Below are 23,845 nucleotides of genomic sequence, written 5' to 3'. Positions count from 1 at the left end.
GGAAACTCTGAAATCTCAGTTAGGCAGGCCGGCCGAAGCGAGCGGGGCCTCGAGGGCGCCCGCCGGCAACTCGGCGTGCTTCTTCTTTTTCCTCTTGGGGACGATGGCCTCGAGGCTGGTCGAGGTCATTTCCTCCGAGAAGGCTTCTTCGAGGCCATCGGCGCCATAGAGCTCACGCGCCACCTCGGTGGTCAGTTGCTCGGGCGTGCCATCGAACACCACGCGGCCGGCCGACATGCCGATGATCCGCTCGCAATAGGCGCGGGCGGTATCGAGGGTGTGGAGGTTGGTGATCACCGTGATCCCCTGCTCTTCATTGATCGCCTGCAGCGAGTCCATGACGATCTTGGCGTTGCGCGGATCGAGCGAGGCGATCGGCTCGTCGGCGAGGATCACCTTGGGCTCCTGCATCAGGGCGCGGGCAATGGCGACGCGCTGCTGCTGGCCACCCGACAACGTCTGCGCCCACTGGCTGGCGGTCTGGGCGATATCGAGCCGCTCCAGCGCCCTGAGCGCCAGCAGTTGCTCTTCCTCGGAGAAGATCTGGAGGAGGCTCATGATGGTGTTGCGGCGGTTGAGCCGGCCGAGCATCACGTTGGTGATGACGTCGAGGCGCGGCACCAGGTTGAACTGCTGGAAAATCATGGCGCAGTCGCGCTGCCAGTCACGCAACGACTGCCCGCGCAGCGACGAAACTTCGAGGCCGCCGAACTCGACGCTGCCTTCGCTGACATCGATCAGCCGGTTGATCATCCTGAGCAGGGTGGATTTGCCGGCGCCGGAACGACCGATGACGCCGACCATCTGACCGGCGGGGATTTCGAGGTTGACGTTGTCGACCGCCACCTTGGCGCCGAAGCGACGTGTAACCTTGGAAATCTTCAGCATGCGCACAAACCCCGTCCAATCGACGGGGCCAACTCGTAAGGCGGCTACACGAAGCGTGCGTGAAGGTTGGGTGACGTCTTGATGACAGTGGAAAAGCGCCTGTCGCAGGGGGCTAACCCCCTCTCTGATCACGCCTTTCCATCACCGGGTCATTGCCGCGAAAGCGGGAACCTCGGTTTGTGGAGCGTCCTGTCGCGCACCAGAACAGAGATTCCCGCTTTCGCGGCAATGACCGGTGTGTGGGGTACGAGCAGTTTACTCGTACTTTTCGAGGAAGGCTTCGATCTCCAGCGCACGGAAATCCGGCAGCGCCTGATGCAGCTTGTCGTGGCTCCAGTCCCACCAGCCCAGTGCCAGAAGGCGATCGGCGATCGGGCCGGGGAAGCGCTGGCGGATCGGCTTGGCCGGCACGCCGACGGCAATGGCGAAGTTGGCGACGTCCTTGGTCACCACCGCGTTCGAGCCAATGATTGCCCCATGCCCGACCTTGACGCCCGGCATGATCACCGCGCCGTGGCCGATCCAGGTGTCATGGCCGATCTCGATGCCGTTCTCGGCCCGCCACTCGAAGAACGCCGCGTCATCGGCTTCGCCCTCAAAGTACCAGCTCGAGCGGTAGGTGAAGTGATGCAGCGAGGCGCGCTGCATCGGGTGCTTGCTGGCATAGATGCGCACATTGGCCGCGATGTTGGCGAACTTGCCGATCTCGGCATAGGCGATCTGCGTGCCCTCGACGCAGTAGGAGTAGTCCCCCAGGCTCGAGCGGTTGACGTGGCAGTGTGCGCCGACCTCGGTGTACTTGCCGAGGACGGACTCCTTGACCCGGGCGGTCGGATCGATGACAGGCGCCTCCGAGAGCTTCATGCGGCTTTCCTTGCGGCGAACAGGGTGACGTCGACGATGCGGTCGGCAACCTGAGCACGGACCTCTTCGTCATGGAAAATGCCGAGCAGCGCCACACCGGCTCGCTTCTTTTCGGCAATCATCTCCACCACCACGGCGCGGTTGGTGGCATCGAGCGAGGCCGTCGGCTCGTCCAGCAGCAGCACGGGATGCGGGGTGATGAAGCCACGGGCGATGTTCACCCGCTGCTGTTCGCCACCCGAGAAGGTCGCCGGCGGCAACGACCACAGCCGCTCGGGCAGGTTGAGCCGCGCCAGCAGTTCGCGCGCCCTCGCCGTGGCCTCATCCCGGGAGACGCCACGGCTCACCAGTGGTTCCGCCACCACATCGACCGTGGTCACCCGCGGCACGGTGCGGAGGAACTGGCTGACATAGCCGATGGTGTCGCGGCGCAGGTCGAGCACGGTACGCGGGCTCGCCGTGGCGAGATCGACAGGCTGGCCGTGATGGAGCAGCGCGATCGACCCGGCATCGACGCCGTAATTGCCATAGACCATCTTGAGCAGGCTCGATTTACCCGCCCCCGAGGGCCCGCCAAGCACCACGCACTCGCCGGCATTGACGGTGAACCCGACACCGGAGACCACCGGCAGCACGATGCCGTCGCGCAGGTGCATGGTGAAGGACTTTGCGACGTCTGAGACTGAAAGCAGGGCGGTCATTTGTTAGACTCCGGTGCGTGGGGCCACCCCCACCCTTGATCCCTCCCCACAAGGGGGAGGGAGACGACTGCACTATCAACGCCCCCGATGAAGCGGCCCCTGCGCCTCCCTCCCCCTTGTGGGGAGGGAATGAGGGTGGGGGTGGCCGCGCGCTCCGGCGTCACGGTCACACCTGCAAAATCGACGACACGAGCAGCTGCGTATACGGCTCGCGCGGGTCGTCCAGCACCCGGTCGGTGAGGCCCTGCTCGATCACGTGGCCGTCCTTCATCACCATCATGCGGTGCGACAACAGCCGCGCCACCGCCAGGTCATGCGTGACGATGATGGCCGAGAGCCCCAGATCGGCGACGAGGCCGCGGATCAGGTCGAGCAGGCGCGCCTGCACCGAGACGTCGAGCCCGCCGGTCGGCTCGTCCATGAAGACCAGACGCGGATGGGTAACGAGGTTGCGGGCGATCTGCAGCCGCTGCCGCATGCCGCCGGAAAAGGCGCGCGGTTCGTCATCGACCCGGTCCTCGGCGATCTCGACGCGACCGAGCCATTCGATGGCCGTCGAGCGGATCCGGCCATAGTGCCGGTCCCCAACCGCCATCATCCGCTCGCCGACATTGGCGCCAGCCGACACGGTCATCCGCAGCCCATCCGCCGGGTTCTGGTGCACGAAACCCCAGTCGGTGCGCATCAGGAAGCGCCGCTCGGCCTCGCTGAGGTCGTAGAGATTGCGCCACACCTCGTCACGCATCCGGTACTCGGCAAGGCCGGAGGTCGGCTCCAGCCGGGTCGAGAGACAGTTGAGCAGCGTCGTCTTGCCCGAGCCGGATTCCCCGACAATGGCCAGCACTTCGCCCGGCCACAGCTCGAACGACACATCGGCGCAGCCCATCCGGCTGCCGTAGAACTTGCTGAGCCGGTCGACCCGAAGCAGCGGCTCGCTGGCTGAGACTCTGGTGTTCATTCTGCTGCCTCCAGGGCGTGGCCGGCGAGCTTGCCGCGGTGGCCGTGCTCGCGGCGATCCTCGCAATTGTCGGTGTCGGAGCAGACGAACATGTGCCCGCCCTTGTCATCGAGGATGACCTCGTCGAGATAGACCCCGGTGGCGCCGCACAGCGCGCACGGCTCCTCGAAATGCTGGATCTCGAACGGATGATCCTCGAAATCGAGGCTCACCACTTCGGTATAGGGCGGTACTGCGTAGATGCGCTTCTCGCGCCCGGCGCCGAACAGCTGCAGCGCTTCCGACATGTGCATTTTGGGGTTGTCGAACTTCGGCGTCGGCGAAGGGTCCATCACGTAGCGGCCCTCGACCTTCACCGGATAGGCGTAGGTCGTGGCGATGCGGCCATGCTTGGCGATATCCTCATAGAGCTTCACATGCATCAGCCCGTATTCCTCGAGCGCATGCATCTTCCGCGTTTCGGTCTCGCGCGGCTCGAGGAAGCGCAATGGCTCGGGGATCGGCACCTGGTAGACCAGCACCTGCCCCTCGGTGAGCTTGGCTTCCGGGATACGGTGGCGGGTCTGGATGATCGTCGCCTCTTCGGTATGGGTGGTCACCTCCACCTGAGCGACCTTGGCGAAGAAGGCACGGATCGACACCGCATTGGTGGTGTCGTCGGCACCCTGGTCGATGACCTTCAGCACGTCATTGGGCCCAATGATCGAGGCGGTAACCTGCACCCCGCCAGTGCCCCAGCCATACGGCATCGGCATCTCGCGGCTGGCGAACGGCACCTGGTAACCCGGCACCGCGATGGCTTTGAGAATAGCCCGGCGGATCATCCGCTTGGTCTGCTCGTCGAGATAGGCGAAGTTGTATTTGGCGATATTCATTCTGCCGCCTCCGCGGGTGACGTGTCTTCGATGCTTCCGGGCACCTCCCCCCTTGCGGGGGAGGCTGGGAGGGGGGGAGCCACACGCTCGGAGCCTGGGGCTCCCCCCTCCCCAACCCTCGCCGCGAGGGGGAGGGTGCCGGCCGGTGCGTGAACATCGTGCTCGGCGCGCATCTCGCGCAGCAGCCCGAGCTCGCCCTGAAAATCGACATAGTGCGGCAGCTTCAGGTGCTCGACGAAACCGGTCGATTGCACGTTGTCGGAGTGCGAGATGACGAATTCCTCGTCCTGTGCCGGATGGTTCACGTCCTCGCCGAGCTCGGCGGCGCGCAGCGAGCGATCGACCAGCGACATCGCCATGGCTTTGCGTTCGGCCTGACCGAACACCAGCCCGTAACCGCGGGTGAACTGCGGCGGCACCTTGGCATTGCCCTTGAACTTGTTGACCATCTGGCACTCGGTGACCCGGATACGCCCGAGGTTCACCGCGAAGCCGAGCTCCGGAATATCGAGCTCCACCTCGACCTCGCCGATGCGGATCTCGCCGACGAACGGATGCGAGCGGCCATAGCCGCGCTGCGTCGAGTAGCCGAGCGCCAAGAGGAACCCTTCGTCACCGCGGGCCAGCGCCTGCAGGCGCCGATCACGGTTCAGCGGGAACTCCAGCGGTTCGCGGGTGAGATCGCCGATCTCCTCCTGCACTTCGGACACGTCGGGCTCGATCAGCCCCTGGTGATCGAGCAGGTCAGTGACCCGCGGCGCCGGCTCGTCTGCGCTGGCGCGCGCCATGGCTTCATCGACCGCAGCGCCCTCGGCAATGCTGGGGTCGAGCAGGCGGTGCGTATAGTCGAAGGTCGGTCCGAGTAGTTGGCCACCCGGCAGATCCTTGAACGTCGCCGAAACGCGGCGCTCGATCTTCATCGCCGCAGTGTCGATCGGCTTCGAATAGCCGAAACGCGGCAGCGTGGTGCGATAGGCGCGCACCAGGAAGATCGCCTCGATCAGGTCGCCGCGCGACTGAATGATGGCCAGCGCCGCCAGCTCGCGGTCATAGAGCGAACCCTCGCCCATGGCGCGATCGACCGCGAGGCCGAGCTGTTCGATGATCTGGTCGAGGCGCAGCGCCGGCACCGAGCGATCGCCGCGACGGCGATCGGCGAGCAGCCGGTGAGCATTGGCAATGGCGGCCTCACCGCCTTTGACGGCAACATACATGGCTCAAGCCTCCGAAATACGGGTGGTGCGCGGCAGGCCGACCACCGTGCCAGAACGAACCAGCAGCAAATCGACGCCGCGGGGGAAGCGGGTGCGGTTCTCCGCCCACTGCTCGATGAAATCGCCGCCGGGCAGCGGCAGCTCGGTGCTGAACTGGTCCTTGATCCCCGGCCCTTTGAGGGTCACGGCTCGGGTCCCGGCGCCGACAGCGAGGACGACCGTGGTCGAGCGATCCGGGTACTCGTCAGTCCCCTGCCCAAAGCGATCGAGCGCCGGCAGCAGTGCCACGTCGCTCACCAGCGCGAACGCCGCCGCGCCGATATCTGAGGTCAGCGGCGCGCCGCAGTGGAAGGCCAGCCAGGCCACCACTGCCTCATTGGCGGCGAGTACCGGGTCGAGCCACACCAGCGTATCGTGGTCGCACAGCGTCAGCGCCACGGCGCCAAGCTCCGGCGTCAACGGCGCCGGCGGCAGCGCATCGGACGCGATCGACTGCACCGAGCCCGGACGGGCCAGCGCCTCCATCACGGCGCGGAACACGCTCTGCGCCCCCAGCACCAGGTCGGCGAAGCCGCCTTCGATTGTCGTATCCATCAATCGTCTCCCCGGACCATGGTGAAGAAGTCGACCTTGGTGGCCGCCGTCTCGTCGCGGAGTTTTGCATCCGCGGCCGCCTGCTCTTCGCGCAGCGGCCGCAGCACCAGCGTCTCCACCGCTTCGGCGTCGCGCTGCAGCAGCGCATCGAACAGCGCCGACTGCACCGCCTTGTCGCCGTCGCGACCGAGGCAATAGGCGTGCCCGACCTCGCCGGTTTCGAGCCGCACCGTGGCGCGGGTGACCGTCGCTTCGCCGAGGTTAAAGGCGTTGCCGCCACCGCCGGCGCGGCCGCGCACCATCACCAGCCCGGTCTCCGGGCCGCGCACCTTGTGGTAATCAGGCTTGTCGGACCAGGCGGCCCAGAGTTCGCCGAGCCGCTTCGGCGTGGCGTGGCTCAACACCGCCATCGCCTCCTGCCGGGGGTTATTTGCAGGCGCCTGTTGCATTGGCTCTTGCTCCAACTTGTATAGTAAAATAGACAAGTGATGTCGTTTCGCCCCGCTATAGGCCGACCGTGTGAAGATGCAATGACAATCTTGAGCCGTACCGAAATCGCCCCGGCCGGAGGCGTCGCCCTGTGGCGCCAGATCGCCGACGCCATCCGCCTCGACATTATCGGCGGCAAACTCGAAAGCGGCGACAAGCTGGCCGGCGAGCTGAGTCTGGCCGAGCGTTTCGGCGTCAACCGCCACACCGTCCGCCGTGCCCTCGCCGTGCTGGAAGAGGAAGGCGTGCTGCGCGCCGAGCACGGCCGCGGCACCTTCGTCGCCGAGGCCCGCCGCCTCAGCTACCCGATCGGCCGCCGCACCCGCTTCTCCGAAGGCCTTGCCGGGCAGGTGCGCCAACGCAGCAGCCAGTTGCTGTCATCGAAGATCGAGCGGGCCACGGCACGCCTCGCCGAGGCATTGGCGGTGCAAGTCGGAACGCGATTGATCCGGCAGGAAACGGTCTCCTTCGCCGACGGCCGCCCGCTGGCCCGCGCCAGCGGCTGGTTCCCCGAGACCCGCTTCGCCGGGTTCGATACCGCCTATGTCGAAACCGGCTCGGTCACCGCCGCGCTGAGGCGCTATGGCATCGAGGACTATTCGCGCGGTTCGACCCGCATCTCGGCGCGGCACGCCACCACGGAGGAAGCACAAGCGCTGAAGCTCGCCCCGGGTGCGGTGGTGCTGGTGTCGGACGCCGTAGACCTCGACGCCGAGGGCGTCCCGATCCACGCCATGCTGACGCGCTTTCCGGCGGACCGGATGGAGCTGGTGGTTTAGGGACGGGCTGACTGATAGAGACGGCCCCCTCCCATCCTCCCCCATGAAGGGGGAGGTGCCCCGCCGGTTCACGGGGCACGATCGAAGACAGAGCCTCGACTCTTCACCTCCCCCTTCATGGGGGAGGCCGGGAGGGGGCCGTCTCCATCAGTCGGGACTATCGCGCCAAACTGATCCCCGCCTCGGCCAGCATCCGATCCACGTCCACCGTCTGCCCCGACGCGATCGAAGCGTTGGCCGCGATGCCGGTGAGGATCGACCACGCCCCCTCCTTGTGCGTCGAGGCCCGGGCATAGCGATCCGGTTCCATGCTCTCGGGCTCGAACAGATAGCCCAGCATCACCGGGTCGGCGCCGCCATGGTCGCCGTGGCCGGCCCACACGTCCACGGCCTCGGGCAACCCGCCGGCAAGATGCAGCGTCGTCGTCATCGCATCTTCCTGCGCCTTGTCGCGGACCCCGCCGAACACCCCGTGCACCTCGACATGCCGGTGCGTCAGTTCACCCTTGGTGCCGTGGAACTTGATCTCCAGCCCTTCCCACGGGCTGTAGGCGCACAGCGTGTAGTTGAGGAACACGTCGTTGGCGTATTTCACCTGCACCTGCATGGTGTCTTCGATGGTGATGTCGTCGGCGAACACGCATTTGTCGCGCAGGTACCCGTCATCATCCTCGGCATCGAGGTAGAGCTCGCGCAGCGCCGGATCGCCGGCAAGGTCGAGCCGGTACTCGCACCGGTCGAACACCGGGCAATCGTGGCAACGCTCGCCATGCGCGCCCAGCCCCAGTTCCTCGGCCATCTCCGGCGTATAGAACACCCGCTTGCCATTGGCGCTGACGGTCTTGGGAGTCGAGGCGACCCACCAGTTCATCAGGTCGAAATGGTGGGTGGATTTGTGCACCAGCAGGCCTCCGGATTTCTCCTTGTAGCGGTGCCAGCGGCGGAAATAATCGGCGCCGTGCACCCGGTCGAGATACCAGCGGAAATCCACCGCGGTGATCTCGCCGATGACGCCACTCAGCAACAGGTCTTTGAGCTGCGTGCGGGCCGGCGTGTAACGATAGTTGAAGGTGACGGTAAGCCGCTTGCCGCTCTGCTGCTGCGCCTCGAGCACCGCGCGCAGCTTCTGCAAATCCACCGTCATCGGCTTTTCGGTCATCACGTTACGCCCGGCCTTCAGCGCCGCGACGATATATTCGTGATGCAGGTAATCCGGCGTGGTGACGATCACCGTATCGGGCTGCTGCTCAGCGATCATCCGCTCGAAATCAGCCGCCTCGTAAGTGGCGATGCCGTTGCCCTTTTTGGGGATCTTGCCGGCCGAAAGCGCCAGCCGGGTCTCGTTCACGTCGCACAGGGCGACCAGGTCGTTGCCTTCCGCATGCGTCTCTGTGATCGCCCTGCGGAACATGGCATGGCGCCCGCCGACGCCGACTATCGCGTACTTCACTGGGGGTGTCCTCGTCGGGTGTTATGCAACCCGGGGTCCTCCAGCGGGTCGCCCTGAAATAATTCACCGTCTGGTTACTTAGTCAACCCGACCTTGGCCGCATAAGCGAAAGAGCCGGATCGCTGTGGCGATCCGGCCCCCCGATGGAACAGGTTGAAGCGGCGATCAGTAGGTGGCGCGGCCACCGCTCAGGTCGAACACCGAAGCGGTGGTAAAACTGTTTTCCTTCGACACCAGCCAGGCCACCATGTTCGCGGCTTCCTCGACTTCGAGGAAGCGGCCGCGCGGGATGCGGCTCAGCATGTAGTCGATGAATTCGGGCTTCAGCTCGTCGAGAATGCGGGTCTTGGCCGTCGCTGGGGTGATGACGTTGATGGCGATGTCGTACTTCGCCACTTCCTTGCCCACCGCCTTGGTCATGCCGATGACGCCGGCCTTGGCCGCGGCATAGGCCGAGGCGTTCGGGTTGCCTTCCTTGCCGGCGATCGAAGCGATGTTGACGATGCGGCCGAAATTGCGGGCTTTCATGCCCGGCAGCACGGCGCGGTTGACGTAGAACGCACCGTTCAAGTCGATGTCGATCACCCGGCGCCATTCATCGAGTTCGTATTCGTCGAGCGGGGCGTTCTTGCCGGCAATGCCGGCCGAGTGGACGAGGATATCGAGCTTGCCGAGCTTGCCTTCGACTTCCGCTACCGCAGCGGCGACGGCGTCGTAATTGGTGATGTTGACCGCAACGGTCGAGGCGGCGGCGCCGAGCTCGGCCTTGGCGCTCGCCAGCAGGTCGGCATTCATGTCCCACAGGCTGACCTTGGCGCCGGAGGCAACCAGCCGCTTGGCAATGGCGAAGCCGATGCCCTGCGCACCGCCGGTGATGACGGCCACCTGGCCGTTGAGATCAATCTGGTTCATGAAACTCTCTTATTCGGTCAGACAAATGGCTTCAGCAGGCCGCGATCAGCTATTTCCATACCGAAGCCCGGCGCGCTACTGACCTTTAGTCGACCGTTCTGCGGCAGGTCTTCGCCGCTGAACAGTTTGCCGAAGATCGGGCGGATCGAGCGCCCGTCAGGACTGGCTGCCACATACTCGCACAGCGACTGCGCCGGCTGGCTGGCGATGAACTGGTACGAGTACGGCCCCGAGCCGTGCGGAATGACCGGGATATCGTAAGCCGCCGCCTGCGCCGCGATCTGCAGCAGCGCCGTCAGCCCGCCCACCCACATCACGTCGGGCTGCAGCACGTCGATGGTGCGCTCCTCGATCAGCCGGCGGAAGCCGTAGCGGGTATATTCGTGCTCGCCGGTGGTCCACTTGAGGGTCGGGTGCGCCTGCTTCAGCAGCCGGAACCCCTCGATATCGTCGGGGTGCAGCACCTCTTCCCACCAGTAGATGTCGAGGTGTTTGGTCTTTTCGGCGAGGCGGATCGCATAGGGCACGGTCAGCGCCATATAGCAATCGACCATCAGCGGGAAATCCGGCCCCACCAGCTCGCGCTGCGCGGTGAGGAATTCGATGTTCTTCAATAGCCCGTCTTCGCCATCGAAATGGCTGTGGGGCAGCGGCACCTTGGCGCCCCAGAAGCCCAGTCCCTTCACGGCGTCCGGCGCCGGGCCGGTGCAGTAAAAGTTGATCTCGTCATGGCACTTGCCGCCGATCAGGTTGTAGACCGGCTCGCCGCGGAGCTTACCGACCAGGTCCCACAGCGCCAGGTCGACCACCGAGATCGTGGCGATCGGCATGCCCTTCCGACCATAGGGCATCGAGGCGCGGAACATCTGGTCCCAGATTTTCGAGGTGTTGCGTGCGTCCTCGCCGACAAGGAAGCGGCTGAAGTGGTTGGCCACCAGCCACGCCGCCGGCGGGCCGCCGAAGCCGGTGGCGACACCGGTGACGCCGGCCTCGCTCTCGATCTCGACGACGATCGAGCCCATCACCCCGATGCCCCAGGATTGGCGCGACGCCTTGTACTCAGCGTAACCCGACATCGGGTTGGCGATCAGCGTATCGATCAGCCAGTGGCCACGCCCCTGCTGGAAATAGTCGCCGCCATCTCCTTCGCTCTCAACGAGCGAAACGCGTACGGCCTTGATGGTGAAGTCGGACATGGAAAGCGGCCGTTTCGGCAAGAGATCAGGAAGCGAAATCAGGCGAGGTGGAAGACCTGTCGGAGCTCAACGACTTCAGGCGTGCCGTCGTCATTATAGTCCATGATGTCGTCCATGAACTTCCACCAGCGCTTGTTGATCTCGGTCTTGGGGAGATCGGCCATGGTGTGGTCGGCAGTGCGCACCAGTGTCGCGAACAGCTCGTCGGTCTCCGGATCGTGCCAGATCGAATAGTCGGAAACGCCGGCATCGCGCAGCGCCTGGCTGAGCTCGGGCCAGATTTCATCGTGGCGTTTCTTGTACTCGGCGATCTTGCCGGGGTGCACCTTCATGCGGAAGGCGATGCGCTCGGACATCGGGTTCTCCTATTGCAGGTTGACGTAGAGCCCGCCATCTACCAGCAGCGCCGCGCCGGTGACATAGGAGGCCATGTCGGAAGCGAGGAATGCGACCACCTTGGCCACATCCTCGGGCTCGCCGAAGCGGCCCAGCGGGATGCGGTTGTTGAGGTATTCGCGCTTCATGGGGTCGGACCAGTCGTCCTTGTTGATGTCGGTGGCGATGGCGCCCGGCATCACCGAGTTGCAGCGAATGCCATAAGGTCCGAGCGCGATGGCCACCGACTGCATCAGCGAATGCACCCCCGCCTTGGTCGGGGTGTAATGCGTCTGCATGGCGCCGCCGACCAGCGCCGAGATCGACGAGGTGGCGACGATCGCGCCGCCCGTGCCCTGGTCCTTCATCCGGTTCGCCGCCGCCTGCACCGCGTAGAAGGCGCCGTTGAGGTTCACCCCCACCACCTGCTGCAGCAGCGCCGGCGGCATGTCGAGGAAGGCGTGGAACGGGCAGATCCCGGCGTTGGACGCAAGAATGTCGACGCCGCCGAACGCTTCGACCGCTGCCTGCACCAGGTCGGTGCTGACCTGCGGATCGGCGATATCGCCTTCCACCGCGATGGCCCGGCGCCCCAGCGCCTCGATCTCGGCGACCGTCTCGTCATGCGCGGTGTCGCGGGCAAAGCCCTGGTCGGCGCCAGCGAAATAGTTGATCAGCACATCGGCGCCCTGCCGGGCGAGCTCCACCGAAATGCCGCGGCCGATGCCGCGCGATCCGCCGGTGACGATGGCGCGCTTGCCTTCAAGCAACATGGCTAAACCTCACCCTTGGCCTGCATCACTTCGAGCGTCGAGCGGTGGACGCTCAGCAGGTGCGCCTGCATCGCCGCTTCCGCCGCTGCCGCATCGCGTGCCTCGAGCGCCGCGACGATCACCCGATGCTCGGCCAGCGAGCGCTCCAGCACATTGGGGGTTTCCGCCGCGATCCGCCGGTACTCCATGCCGAGCACATAGAGCGAGTGCGAGATGGTGACGAGGAAGGTGTTGCCGGTCGCCGCGGCGATGGTCTCGTGGAACTCGGTGTCGGCGAGCCGGAAGCCGAGGGAATCGTTGGTGAGGTGCACCTGCGCCTCGACCAGCTTGTGGAGCTTGGCCAGTTGCGCGTCGGTGATCAGCCCGGTGGCCATCCGGGCGATCGAGCCGTCGATCATCCGCCGGCTCTCATAGAGCGAGCCGAGATTCTTGCTGTCGAGCGTGATGAGGAACTGCAGCGGGCCCAAGAGGTCCGAGGCCTCGAGCCCGGTGACATAAATGCCGCCGCCCTGCCGCATTTTCAGGACGCCGAGGATCTGCAGCCCGCGTAGCGCTTCGCGCAGGCTCGGCCGGCTGACCTGCATGTAGGTGGCGAGTTCCCGTTCCGGCGGCAGCTGGTCGCCCGGTTTCAGCGCCTTGGTCCGCACCATCTCCAGCAGGCGCTTGGCCACCTGCTCGGCGACGGAGCTGCTGCGTTCGATAGGCGCATAGGACTCAACCGCGATCATCACTCACCCAGGGCGCGATTGCGCAACTGATCCAGACTCACCGCGAGCATCAGGACGACGCCGCGCGTCACATCCTGCCAGAAGCTCGATACGTTGAGCAGGGTCAAGCCATTGTTGAGCGTGCCCAGGATCAGCACCGCCAGGAGCGTCCCCCACACCGAGCCGCGCCCGCCATTGAGGCTGGTGCCACCCAGGATGATGGCGGCGATGACGGTGAGCAGCTGCGAGCCGGCAGCGTTCGGCCCGGCCGCCCCCAGCATGGCGCCGAGGATGGTGCCGGCTACGGCGCCGGCCAGCGCCGAGATGACGTAGAGCACGATCACCGTGCGCTCGACCGGAATGCCGATCAGCCGCGATGCCTCGGCATTGCCGCCCGCCGCATAGATGAAGCGGCCGAACTTGGTCTTGGTCATCACCAGCCAGAGCGCGAAGAAAGTGACCACCATGATGATCAGCGGAATCGGGATCGAGAACAGCCGCTCATTGCCGATCCAGTTGAAGCCGGGGATCATCAGCGGCCTGGTGAGGCCGCCGGTCAGTACCAGCGCAATGCCCGAAACGATGCTCATCATCCCGAGCGTCGTGATCAGCGGGTTGAGCTTCAGCCGCGTGGTGAACAGCCCGTTGGCGACGCCGATCGCCGCGGCGAGCGCCAGCGCCAGCCCGACCGCCACCCAGACCGGCACCCCGAGCCCGACCAGCAGCGAGATCATCACCCCGGTCAGCCCGGCGATCGCCGCCACCGACAGGTCGAGCCCGCCGGCAATGATCAGCGGCGTCCCCGCCGCCGCCATCAGCCCGATATAGGCGACGTTGAGCCCGATCTGCAGCATGTTGCGGGTGTTGAAGAAGAACGGCGACAGGATCGAGAACACCGCGATCAGGATCAGGTAGAACACCAGGAGCATGGCCACGCCCGACCAGGGCTTGGCGAGCAATTCCATGAACCGGCGCTTCAGCGACGGGGCGGCGGCAGCGGTCTCAGTGGTGGTGGCCATGGCGATCCTTCAGGCAGTTTGGGTTTCGGCCGTGGCGGCCATCAGCGCGGCGGGGGTCACCCCGCGCGGGAATTCTTCGACGACGCGCCCACGGTCGAGCACCAGCGAGCGGTCGGAAATGCCGGCGACTTCCTCGACATCGGACGAGAGGATGATCACCGCATAGCCCTTGGCGGTCAGCTCGCGCAGCTTGCCGTAGATCTCGCGCCGCGCCCCGATATCGACGCCGCGCGTCGGCTCCTCGAGGATCAGCAGCTTCACCCCCTCGACCAGCCAGCGGGCGAGGCACACCTTCTGCTGGTTGCCGCCCGACAAGGTCCTGAGCTTTTGCTCCGGCCCGCGGGTGCGGATGCCGAGGTCGCGGATCCAGTTCTGCGCGTGGCCGGTCTCGGCTTCGGTGGAAACGAACAGCCCGCGGGTGAAGCGGTTCTGGAACGGCAGCGCGATGTTCTCGCGCACCGTCAGGTCGGCGATGATGCCTTCCTTCTTCCGCTCGGCGGCGACGAAGCCGATACCCGCCTCTTTGCCGTGCTGCGGCGTCGACGGCCGGTAGGGTCGCCCATCGAGCGTCACCTGGCCGCTGCGCTCGCTGTGCACGGCGCCATAAAGCGCCCGGCCCAGCACTTCGACGCCGGAGCCGACCAGCCCGAAGATCCCGAGAATCTCGCCCGAACGCACCGCGAAACTCACATCGGCAATCTTGCCGCGCACCCCAAAACCCTCGACCTTCAGCACGTCGGTGCCGGGTGGCGGGGGAGGTTCGGTCGGATAGAGATCGCCGGCGGTGGCGCCGAGCATGGCGGCCAGCACTTCGGCTTTGTTGGTAGTGGCGGTGACGAAGTCGCCGGCATTGCGGCCGTCGCGCAGCACCACGATGCGATCGGAAATCTCGAACACCTCGCTCATGTAGTGCGAGATATAGACCACCGAGACCCGCTGCTGTTTCAGCCGACGGATGATGGCGAACAGCAGTTCGGCTTCCTGCTCGGTAAGCGCGGCGGTCGGCTCGTCCATGATCAGGATCCGCGCCTGCCCGGCAATGGCGCGGGCAATCTCGACGATGCGCTGCTCGGCCACCGACAGGCGCTTGACGTCCTGGTGCGTATCGAGCGCCTCGAAGCCCAGTTGGGCGAGGAGCTCGGTGGCGCGGATATGGATGGTCTTGTAGTCGACCTGTTTGAAGCCGAAGCCCGGCTTCATCGGCAGATCGCCGAGGAGGATATTCTCGCCGACGCTGAGGTCGGGCATGACCGAGATTTCCTGCGGCAGCAGCTTTACCCCGGCCGCGATCGCGTCAGCGGGCTTGCCGAACACCACCGCCTGCCCGTCGACTTCGACGGTCCCGGCATCGCGGCTGTAGAGCCCGGTGAGAATCTTCACCAGTGTCGACTTGCCGGCGCCGTTCGAGCCGAGCAGCGCCACGACCTCTCCGGCTTCGAGCGTCAGCTCGACATTGCTGAGCACCGGGACGCCGCCAAAGGACTTGTCGATGCCGCGCATCGAAAGCCGTGCTGTGCTGGACATACGATAACCTGTCGGAAAAAGATTGGGACGGTGGCTGATGCCACCGTCCCAAGTCAGGGTCAGTTGGTCGGGATCAGGTTGAGCGAGTCCTGCAGCTCGGGGAGCTTGCGGATCTCCTCGAGGTGGGCCTTGTAGGCGTCCTCGGGCAGCTCGAAGGTGATCGCATCCGGCGTCGCCGAGCAGGCGAAGTCCTTGTAGAACTCGCAGACATTGCCGTCGGTGACCATGTAGTGGGTCATCAGCACGGTGTCCGGAACCTCCTTGCCGGCCAGCTCCATCAGGGCCAGCGGCACGAGGAAGTTGCCGTAGCGCTCGGGGAAATAGCCCACCGAAGCGACGAAGGCCGGCTCGTCGATCAGCGTCTGGATTTCGTCGGCGCCCATGCCGACGACGATCAGGTCAGCCTCGCGGCCCGCCTGCTTGACGGCGCGCAGCATGCCGGTCGCCGCTTGGTCGTTGATCGCCGTCACCATGATCGGCACGCCCTCGGGAATCCGCCCGATGACGTTGTTCATCTGGGTGAAGCTCTCTTCCAGCGTATTCTTGGTGTCGATCTTGATGACCTGCGCATCGGCGAACTCGCCGACGGCACCCTTGAAGCCGGCCACCTGGCCGTTGGTGCGCATCGCCGGCACGGCGCCCGACTGCGGCAGCTCGCCGACCACCAGGTAGCCGGTCTTCACCTTGTCGGCGCCGAACTTCTGGATCGCCGCCTGGCCGAGATAGGCGCCGCCCATGAAGCCCGACTTCGGGTTGTTGGCGCCGAAGAAGGTGGCGCCCGGCATCGGGATGTCGATGGCGATGACCTTGGTGTTGGCCTCGTTCATCTTCTGCATGATGGTGGCGCCGAAATTCGCATCGGTCTGGAATTCGATGACGAAGTCGACATTGCGCTGCAGGAAGCTCTCGGCATTGGCCAGCGCCGTGGCGCCGTCGAGCCGGTTATCGACGATCTGCAGGTCGATGCCCGCGGCCTCGGCATTGGCGACGATGCCCTGCTCCACCTTGAGGCAGAACGAGATATCGCGCTGCAGGTTGGCAAAGCCGATGGTCAGCTTCTGACCGTTGCGCGGCGCATTGGCGGCGATCGCGTCGACCACCATCGCAGCGAGCTGCTCGGCGCTCACCATGTTGCCGTCAAAACTGGTCGGATCGAAGCCGTGGAAATCCTCGGCGAAGGCGGCGCCCGACATAAGGGCCGCCGTCAGCCCGGCGATCGCAGCCAGGCGCAGACTCTTCAGTCGCATGTTCTCTCTCCCTTGTATTGGACAATTGGTCAGTCCAATTATCCAAGCTCATATCGCGTCCATTTTCCGGGCGCAAGCCAGTTCTGGCTATTTGGTCAGACCAGTTATGCGTTGACCTCTCCTCGCGCTTGACCGTACGGCTAGCGAAAACGGGAGGTCCGAATGGCAGATCAGGCGTCCGCACCGTTGTCGGTGCTGGCTTATGGCGATTCCAATACCTGGGGCGCCGTGCCCCAGCCTTATCGCGGCGCCGGCGGCCGCTTCGGCGTCACTCAGCGCTGGCCGCGCATCATGCAGGCGGCGCTCGGCGCCGGCGTCAACGTCTTCGAGGAGGGGCTCAACGGCCGCACCACCTGCGTCGACGATCCGATCGAGGGCGAGATCCGCAACGGTGAGCGCTACCTGCCGGTGTCGCTGATCACCCACATGCCGCTCGACCTGGTGATCATCATGCTGGGCACCAACGACCTGAAGGCGCGGCTGTCGATGACTGCGGGCGATATCGCCGATGGCGCCGGCAAGCTCGCCGACCTGGTGCGCCGCTCCACTGCCGGTCCCGAGGGCCTCGCCCCCGAAGTGCTGCTGGTGTCGCCCGCCCCGCTGGCGAGGCTCACCTGGCTCACCGAAATGTTCGAAGCCGGCAGCGCCAAATCGCAGAAATTCGCCGCCGAATACGCCCGCGTCGCCAAGGCCTATGGCGTGCACTTTTTCGACGCCGGCAGCGTCATCAGCTCGAGCGACGACGACGGCATCCATCTCGACGCCGGCGCACACGAGACGCTCGGCCTGGCGCTGGCGGGAGAGGTGCGGCGGATTTTGGAGCTTTAGCTCTAGCTCAGGAGAAGTCAGATCAGTGCGGCTGACGGGCCGGCGCGGGAAGATTCCCCCCACCCTGTCCCTCCCCCGCAAGGGGGGAGGAGACCAAAACACTGGCACTGGTGAGAGCGTCTCCCTCCCCTCGGGGCGACCTCTTGTCGTCCCCCTTGCGGGGAGGGGACAGGGGTGGGGGTACTCTTCCCGCGCCGAACTATCTGGAACTGCCGAGTAGCCGCCCGCCCTACCCAAGGCTCAACGCCTTCACCACCGCCTCATCCACCTCGATCCCAAGCCCCGGACGCGTCGGTGCGTAGGCAAATCCACCCTGCTGGCGGATCGGTTCGTCGACCAGGTCCGTCTGCACCACGACCGGGATCGGCTTGAACTCGAACAGCCGCGCATTGGGCGAGCAGAGCGACAGGTGGAGGCTCGCCGCACTGAGGATCGCCGTGCTCCAGGCATGAGCATTGATGGTGATCCCCGCCGCACCACACAGCGCGTCGATCTTCGAGAACCCGGTGACCCCCTCGGCGCGCGACGGGTCGACCCCGAGCACATCGACTGTGCCGGTCTCGATCAGCCGCTGGTAGCCGGTGACGGTGAACTCGCGCTCGCCGGTACCAATCGGCATGTTGGGCAGCGCCGCCTTCAACGCCCGGTAGTCGTCGATGCGGGTCGGATAGAACGGCTCCTCGATCCAGCCGATATCGTACTCGGCCATCCGCCGCGTCGTCGCGATGCCGGTATCGCGGTCCCATTTCACCCCGTTGCCGACATCGACGATGATCTCGAAGTCGGGCCCGAGCGCCTCCCGCAATTCGCGCACGAAGGCGACGTCGTTGTCCGGGTCCTGCCCGATATTGGAGAGGCCGCGCTTGCCGAAGCCGAGCTTGGCGCCGCGATAACCCTCGGCCTGGTAGCCGACGATCTCCTCGACGCACAGCGCCCGTGTCGCCTTGTTGACGTGGCTGGAGGAATAGGCCGGCAGGCTCTCATGCGCTTTGCCGCCCAGCAGCTCATAGAGCGGCTTGCCCTCACGCTTGCCCTCGATATCCCACAGCGCCATGTCGAGCGCCGAATAGGCGAAGCAGGCAATGCCGCCTTCGCCGTACCACCAGGCATGCGCCCGCATCTTCTCCCAGGCTGTCGTGATGCTGATCTCGCCGGCAGCAGCGAGCAGCGGCCCGAAGCCGGTATCGATCAAGGTCTTGGTCGCCCAGCAGGCCTCCGGCCACATGGCGATGCCCTCGCCCCAGCCGACCACGCCATCCACCGTCTCGACCTTGACCAGCACCGTGTGGCGCAGGTTGCCGTGGTCGTTGGTGTCGGCATAGCGGATCACGTGGCTGGTAATCTGGCCCACGCGCATTGCGGCATCTCCCTCGACGGCCTGTTGCCCGGCCCTGCTTGGCGTTGACTAGCACCGAGGGCGCTGCTAGGTCAAGAAGTGGTCAGACCACTTGGCCACTTACACGAGAGACGGCGAGCCAAGCCGCATCGGGGAGCCTAGACAGTGCCGATCAGTGATCTCAGCGGCGAAGTGCCGTTGCGCCGTTCCGGCCTGACCGAGATGCTGGTGGCGCGCCTGCTCGGCCTCGTCACGGCAGGCAACCTGAAGCCCGGCGACCAGTTGCCACCCGAGCGCAAGCTCGCCGAAACCTTCGACGTTTCCCGCCCCACCCTGCGCGAAGCTTTGCGCGCCCTTGCCGTGCTCGGGGTCATCGAGGTGCGGCATGGCGGCGGCGTCTTCGTCTCGCAGCTCGAAGCCTCGGACCTCCTCGCGCCGCTGACCTTCTTCCTGACGCTGCGCGCTGCCGAGGTCGAAAAGCTGTACGAAGCGCGAAAACTGATCGAGGGCGAGATCGCGGCGCTCGCCGCCAGCCGCGGCGACGCGGCAGCCTTCGACGAACTCGACGCGCTGATCGCCGCGCAGGAAGAAGCCAAGCTCGAGCCGGCGCGCTATCGCGACGTCGATACCGCCTTCCATCGCCGGCTCGGCGAACTCGCCGGCAACGAGTTCCTGTCGCGCGCCGCCCAGAGCCTCAACGTGCTCGGCCAGGAATTCAGGAAGACGGCGTCGGAAACGCCCAACGTCATTTCGACCTCGATTGCCGACCATCGCATCATTGTCGAAGCGATCCGGCGGCGCGATGCTGCGGCGGCACGACAGGCGATGGTCACCCACATGGACCATGTGCTGCAATCCACCGAGGCTACGATGAAGGCGAAAGACGAATGACCGAAAGACGCTGGGGCCTCGACAAGGTCACCGAAGCCGACATCCTCGCCGGTGGCTTTTCCACCCCGTGGGACGCGCCGTTCATCCCGCCCTTCCCCTTCACCTTCCGTAATGCCGAAGTGCTGACGGTGTTCTGGCGCACCGACCCCAAGGCGATGCAGTTCCTCGCCCCGCCGCCGGTCGAAGCTACCGGCGACGTGGTCTGCGTCCACATCTACAAGATGAACGACACCAGCTGGATCGGGCCCTATCACGAGGCCAACGTGATGTTCGGCGCCAAGCTTCCCAACGGCCGCTCCGGCGCTTACTCGCCCTACCTGTTCCTTGCCTCGGATGGCGGCGTGGCGCATGGCCGCGAGGTGCATGGCCAACCCAAGAAACTCGCCAACCCGTTCCTCGAGTTCCGTGGCGACCTGATGGTCGGCGGGGTCGAGCGCAACGGCATCGACGTCATCACCGTCACCACCCCCTACAAGCAGCAGCCGGTCGACCCGGCGCTGATGAAGGCGCATTTCGATTACGGCACCAACCTCAATCTGAAGGCCATCAACCACATCGACGGCACTCCGGCGATCCGCCAGATCACCTCGCGCAAACTCACCGACGTGAAGGTACACGAATGCTGGCGTGGGCCCGCGACGGTGGAGCTGCGGCCCAACGCCCAGGCGCCGGTGTTCCGCCTGCCGGTGGTCGAACCGCTCGAGGCCTTCTACTGGCGCGCCGATTTCACTCTCGTCACCGGCGAGATCATCCACGACTATCTGGGCAAGAGCGCATAAGCGCCGATCCCTGGGAGGACAGTTTGAGCGACAAGGTCAATATCGGCGTCATCGGCGCCGGCTGGTGGGCGACCCTCAGCCACATCCCCGCTTTGCGCGCCAACCCCAATGTCGAAATCGTCGCGGTGAACCGCCCCGATGCCGATGGCATGGAAAAGGTCGTCGCGAGCTTTCCCGGGGTGAAGCCGTATTTCGATGCGGCGGAAATGCTGGCCACGGAAACCTTGCACGGCGTGGTCGTCGCCTCGCCGCACATCCTCCACGCCGAGCATGCGCAGCTGGCGCTGTCGCGCGGCCTGCCGACGCTGATCGAAAAGCCGATGGCGACCAGCGCTACCGATGCCCGCGCCCTGCTGGCCACCGCCAACGCCAACCACACCCAGATCATCCTGCCCTATGGCTGGAACTTCCGGCCCATCGTCGAGACCGCCCATCAACTGGTGAAGGATGGCTGGGTCGGCGAAGTCCGCCACGTGGTGGCGCAGATGGCCTCGGCGCTGGCCGACCTGTTCGGCGGCGAGCCGATGGTCGAGACCAAGGACCACCTGTTCCGCCCGCCGGTCTCCACCTGGGCCGACCCGAAGAAATCCGGTGGTTATGGCTGGGGCCAGCTGACTCACGGGCTCGGCGCGCTGTTCCGCATCATCGATCTCGACCCGGCCAAGGTGTTCGCGAAGACCGGCCTCTCCCCTGCCGGCGTCGATTTCTACGACGCCGCCGTGGTCGAATTCGCCAATGGCGCCACCATGGCGCTGTCGGGCTCGGCCACCGTGCCCAAGTCGCGTGGCTACCAGATCGACATCCGCATCTTCGGCACCGAGGGCATGATGCTGTTCGATATCGAACGCGCCCGGGTCGAGGTGATCCGTCACGACGGCAAGACCCACATCGCCGATCTCGGCCCCGATGCCGGCGCCTATGAGCAGGTGGCGCCGATTACCCTCCTGGTCGACCTGGCGCGCGGCGAAAAGCTGCCGAACCCTGCCGATGGCGTGGTCGGCATGCGCTCGAGCGTGCTGCTCGATGCCATGTACCGCTCGGCGAGATCGGGGCGCTTGGAGGACGTGCTGTGAAGCTCAGCGTCACCAGCTGGTCCTTCCCCGAACTGACGCTCGACGAGGTCGGCGGACTGGCCAACCTGCTCGGCATCGAAGGGCTGGATGTCGGCTATTTCTACCGCTCCGCCCTCGATCGCGCGCGGCTGCTGGCAGCGCCGGAGGCCTATGCCGACGAGGTGCGGAAACGCCTGCCGCTACCCGTCGCCAACCTCTACCACCTGTTCGGCAACTCCGTCGTCGACCGCAACCTCGCCGACCCCGCCAACCGCGCCAAGAACACCGCCGATTTCACCGCCGTGCTGAAGTTCTGCGTCGGCATCGGTTCGCCAACAGTGTTCATCCTCCCCGGCGTGATCAACGGCGCGCAGAGCCGCGCCCAGGCGCTCACCGAAACCGTCGAGTCGCTGAAGCCGCTGCTCGATCTCGCGGCGAATACCGGCGTCACCGTCTGCGTCGAACCGCACGTCCATTCCTACCTCGAGAGCCCCGCCATCACCGCCGAGCTCTGCGAGCGCGCCCCCGGGGTGAAGCTGGCGCTGGACTACGCGCATTTCGCCGTTTCCGGCTACCGCCAGGATGAGATCGACGTTCTGGCCCGCTGGGCCGGCCATGTGCATCTGCGGCAGGCGCGACCCGGCGCCCTGCAAACCAAGCTCGACCAGGGGACGCTCAACTTCCCAGCGCTCTTCGCCACGCTGCGCGATGCCGGCTACGACGGATGGCTAGCTGCCGAAGTCGTCCACCAGGGCTATTTCGATACGCTGCACGACGACGTGCTGACCGAGACCGTGAAACTGCGCGACCTGTTCCGCGCCTGGAGTGCCCCGTGAGTTCTGCAGCTATCATCGTCACCGGCGGAGGCGGCGGCATCGGCCGCGCCATTGCCGGGCGCCTCCATGCCGACGGCCACCAGGTGGTGATCGCCGATCGTGACCGCGCCGTCGCCGAGAGCGCCGCCGCCGCCATCGGCTGCGAGTTCGAGCTGATCGACATCGGCGACGAAGCCTCGGTGATCTCAGGCGTCAAAGCCGTCGCGGCGCGCCATGGCGGGCTGTTCGGCGTCGTCAACAATGCCGGCATCCACATGCAGGCGCTGGTGGTCGAAACCGCCGTCGAGGATTGGGACCGGATCTTTTCGGTGAACACCCGTGGCACCTTCCTGATGTCGCGCGAAGCGGCGCGCATCATGGCGGCGCAGCAGAGCGGCCAGATCGTCAACATCATCACCAAGCTCGGCTTCGGCAACCCGTTCTCGTCGGCCTACCTCGCCTCCAAGAACGCCATCTGGGGCCTGACCCAGTGCCTTGCGATCGAGATGGCATCGAGCGGCGTGCGGGTGAACGCCATCGCCCCGGGCCATGTCGGCCCCGGCACCGGCATGGAGAAGGCCTTCCGCGCCAAGGCCGAAAAGCTCGGCAAGAGCTGGGACGATTTCGAAGCCGATGTGGTGGCGACCATCCCACTGCACCGCTGGTGCACCCCAGAGGATGTGGCCGGCGGTGTCAGTTGGCTGATGGGCCCCGACACCAGCTTCGTCACCGGCGAACTGATCAACATCACCGGCGGCTTCCAGGCCTATGCCTCGACGCCCAGTGCGGACTCCGTTCGCGCCGCAGCTCAGCGAGGCCCGACGAAATGAGCGGATCACTGCAAGGCAAAGTCGCGCTGGTCACCGGCGCACGGGCCGGCCTCGGCGCCGCCATTGTGCTGGCACTGGCCGAGCTCGGCGCCACAGTCATCGCCTCCGGCCGCAAACCCGGCGACTGCGCCGAGGTCGTTGCCGCGGTTACCGCCAAGGGCGGCAAGGCCAGCGAGTTCGTCCTCGATGTCGGCGACCTCGCCGGGATTCCGGAGCGCGCCGCCGCGGCGCTGGCGCTCCATGGCCGCGTCGACATCCTCGTCAACAATGCCGCGACCATCGAGCCGATGGCCAGGCTCAGCGCGCTCGACCCGCTGGCCTTCGACCGGTCGCTGACCGTCAATGTCAGCGGCCCCGCCGCGCTGGTCGCGGCACTCTGGCCGGCGCTCGAGGGCGGCCGTGTCGTCAATGTGGTGAGCGGCGCCGCCAACCACGCCATGTCGGGCTGGTCAGCCTATTGCGCCGGCAAGGCCGCACTCATGATGCTGACCCGTTCGATCGAACTCGAAGGCGCCGAGATCGGCCTCCGCGGCTTCGCCTTCGCGCCCGGCCTCGTCGATACCGACATGCAGGCGGCCATCCGTGCCGCCAAGATCAACCAGATCTCCGATGTGCCGCGCGAAAACCTGCAACCGCCCGAGCGCCCCGCCCGGGTCATCGCCTGGCTGGCCAGCGGCGCCGCCGACGACCTCGCCGGGCAGTATGTCGATATTCGGCAAGAAGGGTTGATGGAGCGGGTTCGATAGGTG

Annotated in this window: 26 protein-coding genes; 8 read left to right on the top strand and 18 right to left on the bottom strand. The window is 65.8% G+C overall.

All coding sequences use genetic code 11. The annotated features are described in order from the left end of the window. Nucleotides 1-15 precede the first annotated feature (15 nt). The 8 genes from phnC to phnG all read right to left on the bottom strand — a co-directional run bounded on the left by phnC (nucleotide 16) and on the right by phnG (nucleotide 6,543). On the bottom strand, nucleotides 16-888 hold the full coding sequence (gene phnC / locus ACSQ23_RS10065) for a phosphonate ABC transporter ATP-binding protein (RefSeq protein ID WP_055886908.1): 873 nt from the start codon (nucleotides 886-888) through the stop codon (nucleotides 16-18). A 255-nt stretch (nucleotides 889-1,143) separates the two neighbouring features. Further along, on the bottom strand, nucleotides 1,144-1,752 hold the full coding sequence (locus ACSQ23_RS10060) for an acetyltransferase (RefSeq protein ID WP_436090518.1): 609 nt from the start codon (nucleotides 1,750-1,752) through the stop codon (nucleotides 1,144-1,146). Next, nucleotides 1,749-2,453: a phosphonate C-P lyase system protein PhnL gene (phnL, locus tag ACSQ23_RS10055; protein ID WP_436090517.1), complete on the bottom strand. Its 705-nt coding sequence runs from the start codon at nucleotides 2,451-2,453 to the stop codon at nucleotides 1,749-1,751. Before phnL ends, ACSQ23_RS10060 begins: the two co-directional genes overlap by 4 nt. 166 nt (nucleotides 2,454-2,619) lie before the next feature. After that, entirely contained in the window at nucleotides 2,620-3,411 is a 792-nt protein-coding gene (phnK, locus tag ACSQ23_RS10050; protein ID WP_436090516.1) for a phosphonate C-P lyase system protein PhnK, read from the bottom strand. After that, nucleotides 3,408-4,286, bottom strand: coding sequence for an alpha-D-ribose 1-methylphosphonate 5-phosphate C-P-lyase PhnJ (locus ACSQ23_RS10045; protein WP_056003581.1), 879 nt, complete (start codon nucleotides 4,284-4,286; stop codon nucleotides 3,408-3,410). Before ACSQ23_RS10045 ends, phnK begins: the two co-directional genes overlap by 4 nt. Then, nucleotides 4,283-5,500 (bottom strand): carbon-phosphorus lyase complex subunit PhnI, encoded by a 1,218-nt coding sequence (locus ACSQ23_RS10040; protein WP_436090515.1) that lies wholly within the window; start codon nucleotides 5,498-5,500, stop codon nucleotides 4,283-4,285. The genes ACSQ23_RS10045 and ACSQ23_RS10040 overlap by 4 nt, the downstream gene beginning before the upstream one ends. 3 nt (nucleotides 5,501-5,503) lie before the next feature. Continuing rightward, nucleotides 5,504-6,094 carry a phosphonate C-P lyase system protein PhnH gene (gene phnH, locus ACSQ23_RS10035; RefSeq protein WP_436090514.1) on the bottom strand — a complete coding sequence of 197 codons (591 nt, stop codon included), beginning with the start codon at nucleotides 6,092-6,094 and terminating at the stop codon, nucleotides 5,504-5,506. After that, complete coding sequence (phnG, locus tag ACSQ23_RS10030) at nucleotides 6,094-6,543, bottom strand: phosphonate C-P lyase system protein PhnG (protein ID WP_436090513.1); 450 nt, start codon at nucleotides 6,541-6,543, stop codon at nucleotides 6,094-6,096. The genes phnH and phnG overlap by 1 nt, the downstream gene beginning before the upstream one ends. Before the next feature lie 81 nt (nucleotides 6,544-6,624). Between phnG and phnF the strand changes: the two genes are divergently transcribed. After that, the gene (gene phnF, locus ACSQ23_RS10025; protein ID WP_436090512.1) at nucleotides 6,625-7,362 is read left to right on the top strand and encodes a phosphonate metabolism transcriptional regulator PhnF; all 738 of its coding nucleotides are present in this window, start codon (nucleotides 6,625-6,627) and stop codon (nucleotides 7,360-7,362) included. Between the two features lie 157 nt (nucleotides 7,363-7,519). Here the strand turns inward: phnF and ACSQ23_RS10020 are convergent, their stop codons facing one another. From ACSQ23_RS10020 to ACSQ23_RS09980, 9 genes are all read right to left on the bottom strand, one after another. Then, nucleotides 7,520-8,812: a Gfo/Idh/MocA family protein gene (locus ACSQ23_RS10020; RefSeq protein ID WP_436090511.1), complete on the bottom strand. Its 1,293-nt coding sequence runs from the start codon at nucleotides 8,810-8,812 to the stop codon at nucleotides 7,520-7,522. Nucleotides 8,813-8,977: 165 nt separating this feature from the next. After that, on the bottom strand, nucleotides 8,978-9,724 hold the full coding sequence (locus ACSQ23_RS10015) for an SDR family NAD(P)-dependent oxidoreductase (protein ID WP_069912519.1): 747 nt from the start codon (nucleotides 9,722-9,724) through the stop codon (nucleotides 8,978-8,980). Between the two features lie 17 nt (nucleotides 9,725-9,741). Continuing rightward, complete coding sequence (gene rhmD / locus ACSQ23_RS10010; protein ID WP_436090510.1) at nucleotides 9,742-10,920, bottom strand: L-rhamnonate dehydratase; 1,179 nt, start codon at nucleotides 10,918-10,920, stop codon at nucleotides 9,742-9,744. Between the two features lie 38 nt (nucleotides 10,921-10,958). Continuing rightward, nucleotides 10,959-11,276: an L-rhamnose mutarotase gene (gene rhaM / locus ACSQ23_RS10005; RefSeq protein ID WP_055886967.1), complete on the bottom strand. Its 318-nt coding sequence runs from the start codon at nucleotides 11,274-11,276 to the stop codon at nucleotides 10,959-10,961. Nucleotides 11,277-11,285: 9 nt separating this feature from the next. Next, entirely contained in the window at nucleotides 11,286-12,068 is a 783-nt protein-coding gene (locus tag ACSQ23_RS10000; protein WP_055886969.1) for a glucose 1-dehydrogenase, read from the bottom strand. Between the two features lie 2 nt (nucleotides 12,069-12,070). After that, nucleotides 12,071-12,796 carry a FadR/GntR family transcriptional regulator gene (locus ACSQ23_RS09995; RefSeq protein WP_055886972.1) on the bottom strand — a complete coding sequence of 242 codons (726 nt, stop codon included), beginning with the start codon at nucleotides 12,794-12,796 and terminating at the stop codon, nucleotides 12,071-12,073. After that, nucleotides 12,796-13,794 (bottom strand): ABC transporter permease, encoded by a 999-nt coding sequence (locus tag ACSQ23_RS09990; RefSeq protein WP_055886975.1) that lies wholly within the window; start codon nucleotides 13,792-13,794, stop codon nucleotides 12,796-12,798. The genes ACSQ23_RS09995 and ACSQ23_RS09990 overlap by 1 nt, the downstream gene beginning before the upstream one ends. A gap of 9 nt (nucleotides 13,795-13,803) precedes the next feature. Then, entirely contained in the window at nucleotides 13,804-15,318 is a 1,515-nt protein-coding gene (locus ACSQ23_RS09985; RefSeq protein WP_055886978.1) for a sugar ABC transporter ATP-binding protein, read from the bottom strand. A gap of 59 nt (nucleotides 15,319-15,377) precedes the next feature. Next, a complete protein-coding gene (locus ACSQ23_RS09980) occupies nucleotides 15,378-16,565 on the bottom strand; it encodes a sugar ABC transporter substrate-binding protein (RefSeq protein ID WP_055886981.1) in 1,188 nt (395 codons plus the stop codon). Between the two features lie 162 nt (nucleotides 16,566-16,727). On the opposite strand from ACSQ23_RS09980, the gene ACSQ23_RS09975 reads away from it, so the two are divergent. Further along, on the top strand, nucleotides 16,728-17,393 hold the full coding sequence (locus ACSQ23_RS09975) for an SGNH/GDSL hydrolase family protein (RefSeq protein ID WP_055886984.1): 666 nt from the start codon (nucleotides 16,728-16,730) through the stop codon (nucleotides 17,391-17,393). Between the two features lie 229 nt (nucleotides 17,394-17,622). On the opposite strand, the gene ACSQ23_RS09970 is transcribed toward ACSQ23_RS09975, so the two are convergent. After that, complete coding sequence (locus tag ACSQ23_RS09970) at nucleotides 17,623-18,750, bottom strand: mandelate racemase/muconate lactonizing enzyme family protein (RefSeq protein WP_436090509.1); 1,128 nt, start codon at nucleotides 18,748-18,750, stop codon at nucleotides 17,623-17,625. A gap of 144 nt (nucleotides 18,751-18,894) precedes the next feature. On the opposite strand from ACSQ23_RS09970, the gene ACSQ23_RS09965 reads away from it, so the two are divergent. Genes ACSQ23_RS09965 through ACSQ23_RS09940 form a run of 6 tightly spaced genes read left to right on the top strand, consistent with a single transcriptional unit; the run spans nucleotide 18,895 to nucleotide 23,842 of the window. Then, nucleotides 18,895-19,620 carry a FadR/GntR family transcriptional regulator gene (locus tag ACSQ23_RS09965; RefSeq protein ID WP_055886991.1) on the top strand — a complete coding sequence of 242 codons (726 nt, stop codon included), beginning with the start codon at nucleotides 18,895-18,897 and terminating at the stop codon, nucleotides 19,618-19,620. Continuing rightward, the gene (locus ACSQ23_RS09960; RefSeq protein WP_055886994.1) at nucleotides 19,617-20,399 is read left to right on the top strand and encodes an acetoacetate decarboxylase; all 783 of its coding nucleotides are present in this window, start codon (nucleotides 19,617-19,619) and stop codon (nucleotides 20,397-20,399) included. The genes ACSQ23_RS09965 and ACSQ23_RS09960 overlap by 4 nt, the downstream gene beginning before the upstream one ends. A gap of 23 nt (nucleotides 20,400-20,422) precedes the next feature. Further along, the gene (locus tag ACSQ23_RS09955) at nucleotides 20,423-21,472 is read left to right on the top strand and encodes a Gfo/Idh/MocA family protein (RefSeq protein ID WP_244488561.1); all 1,050 of its coding nucleotides are present in this window, start codon (nucleotides 20,423-20,425) and stop codon (nucleotides 21,470-21,472) included. Continuing rightward, nucleotides 21,469-22,287, top strand: a complete 819-nt coding sequence (locus ACSQ23_RS09950; protein WP_056003613.1) for a sugar phosphate isomerase/epimerase family protein — start codon at nucleotides 21,469-21,471, stop codon at nucleotides 22,285-22,287. Before ACSQ23_RS09955 ends, ACSQ23_RS09950 begins: the two co-directional genes overlap by 4 nt. Continuing rightward, a complete protein-coding gene (locus ACSQ23_RS09945; RefSeq protein WP_055886998.1) occupies nucleotides 22,284-23,096 on the top strand; it encodes an SDR family NAD(P)-dependent oxidoreductase in 813 nt (270 codons plus the stop codon). Before ACSQ23_RS09950 ends, ACSQ23_RS09945 begins: the two co-directional genes overlap by 4 nt. Continuing rightward, nucleotides 23,093-23,842: an SDR family NAD(P)-dependent oxidoreductase gene (locus tag ACSQ23_RS09940; protein ID WP_055887003.1), complete on the top strand. Its 750-nt coding sequence runs from the start codon at nucleotides 23,093-23,095 to the stop codon at nucleotides 23,840-23,842. The genes ACSQ23_RS09945 and ACSQ23_RS09940 overlap by 4 nt, the downstream gene beginning before the upstream one ends. Nucleotides 23,843-23,845: the final 3 nt, after the last annotated feature.

The sequence above is a fragment of the Devosia sp. LjRoot16 genome, assembly GCF_964252795.1.
GTDB lineage: Bacteria > Pseudomonadota > Alphaproteobacteria > Rhizobiales > Devosiaceae > Devosia_A.
Note: the sequence above shows the minus strand (reverse complement) of the source record. Positions and strands in the feature narration are given on the sequence as shown.

Excerpts from the sequence above, each read along its gene's own strand:
- phnC (WP_055886908.1), bottom strand. The coding sequence starts at position 888 with ATGCTGAAGATTTCCAAGGTTACACGTCGCTTCGGCGCCAAGGTGGCG.
- ACSQ23_RS10060 (WP_436090518.1), bottom strand. The coding sequence starts at position 1,752 with ATGAAGCTCTCGGAGGCGCCTGTCATCGATCCGACCGCCCGGGTCAAG.
- phnL (WP_436090517.1), bottom strand. The coding sequence starts at position 2,453 with ATGACCGCCCTGCTTTCAGTCTCAGACGTCGCAAAGTCCTTCACCATG.
- phnK (WP_436090516.1), bottom strand. The coding sequence starts at position 3,411 with ATGAACACCAGAGTCTCAGCCAGCGAGCCGCTGCTTCGGGTCGACCGG.
- ACSQ23_RS10045 (WP_056003581.1), bottom strand. The coding sequence starts at position 4,286 with ATGAATATCGCCAAATACAACTTCGCCTATCTCGACGAGCAGACCAAG.
- ACSQ23_RS10040 (WP_436090515.1), bottom strand. The coding sequence starts at position 5,500 with ATGTATGTTGCCGTCAAAGGCGGTGAGGCCGCCATTGCCAATGCTCAC.
- phnH (WP_436090514.1), bottom strand. The coding sequence starts at position 6,094 with ATGGATACGACAATCGAAGGCGGCTTCGCCGACCTGGTGCTGGGGGCG.
- phnG (WP_436090513.1), bottom strand. The coding sequence starts at position 6,543 with ATGCAACAGGCGCCTGCAAATAACCCCCGGCAGGAGGCGATGGCGGTG.
- phnF (WP_436090512.1), top strand. The coding sequence starts at position 6,625 with ATGACAATCTTGAGCCGTACCGAAATCGCCCCGGCCGGAGGCGTCGCC.
- ACSQ23_RS10015 (WP_069912519.1), bottom strand. The coding sequence starts at position 9,724 with ATGAACCAGATTGATCTCAACGGCCAGGTGGCCGTCATCACCGGCGGT.
- rhmD (WP_436090510.1), bottom strand. The coding sequence starts at position 10,920 with ATGTCCGACTTCACCATCAAGGCCGTACGCGTTTCGCTCGTTGAGAGC.
- rhaM (WP_055886967.1), bottom strand. The coding sequence starts at position 11,276 with ATGTCCGAGCGCATCGCCTTCCGCATGAAGGTGCACCCCGGCAAGATC.
- ACSQ23_RS10000 (WP_055886969.1), bottom strand. The coding sequence starts at position 12,068 with ATGTTGCTTGAAGGCAAGCGCGCCATCGTCACCGGCGGATCGCGCGGC.
- ACSQ23_RS09995 (WP_055886972.1), bottom strand. The coding sequence starts at position 12,796 with ATGATCGCGGTTGAGTCCTATGCGCCTATCGAACGCAGCAGCTCCGTC.
- ACSQ23_RS09990 (WP_055886975.1), bottom strand. The coding sequence starts at position 13,794 with ATGGCCACCACCACTGAGACCGCTGCCGCCGCCCCGTCGCTGAAGCGC.
- ACSQ23_RS09985 (WP_055886978.1), bottom strand. The coding sequence starts at position 15,318 with ATGTCCAGCACAGCACGGCTTTCGATGCGCGGCATCGACAAGTCCTTT.
- ACSQ23_RS09980 (WP_055886981.1), bottom strand. The coding sequence starts at position 16,565 with ATGCGACTGAAGAGTCTGCGCCTGGCTGCGATCGCCGGGCTGACGGCG.
- ACSQ23_RS09975 (WP_055886984.1), top strand. The coding sequence starts at position 16,728 with ATGGCAGATCAGGCGTCCGCACCGTTGTCGGTGCTGGCTTATGGCGAT.
- ACSQ23_RS09970 (WP_436090509.1), bottom strand. The coding sequence starts at position 18,750 with ATGCGCGTGGGCCAGATTACCAGCCACGTGATCCGCTATGCCGACACC.
- ACSQ23_RS09960 (WP_055886994.1), top strand. The coding sequence starts at position 19,617 with ATGACCGAAAGACGCTGGGGCCTCGACAAGGTCACCGAAGCCGACATC.
- ACSQ23_RS09940 (WP_055887003.1), top strand. The coding sequence starts at position 23,093 with ATGAGCGGATCACTGCAAGGCAAAGTCGCGCTGGTCACCGGCGCACGG.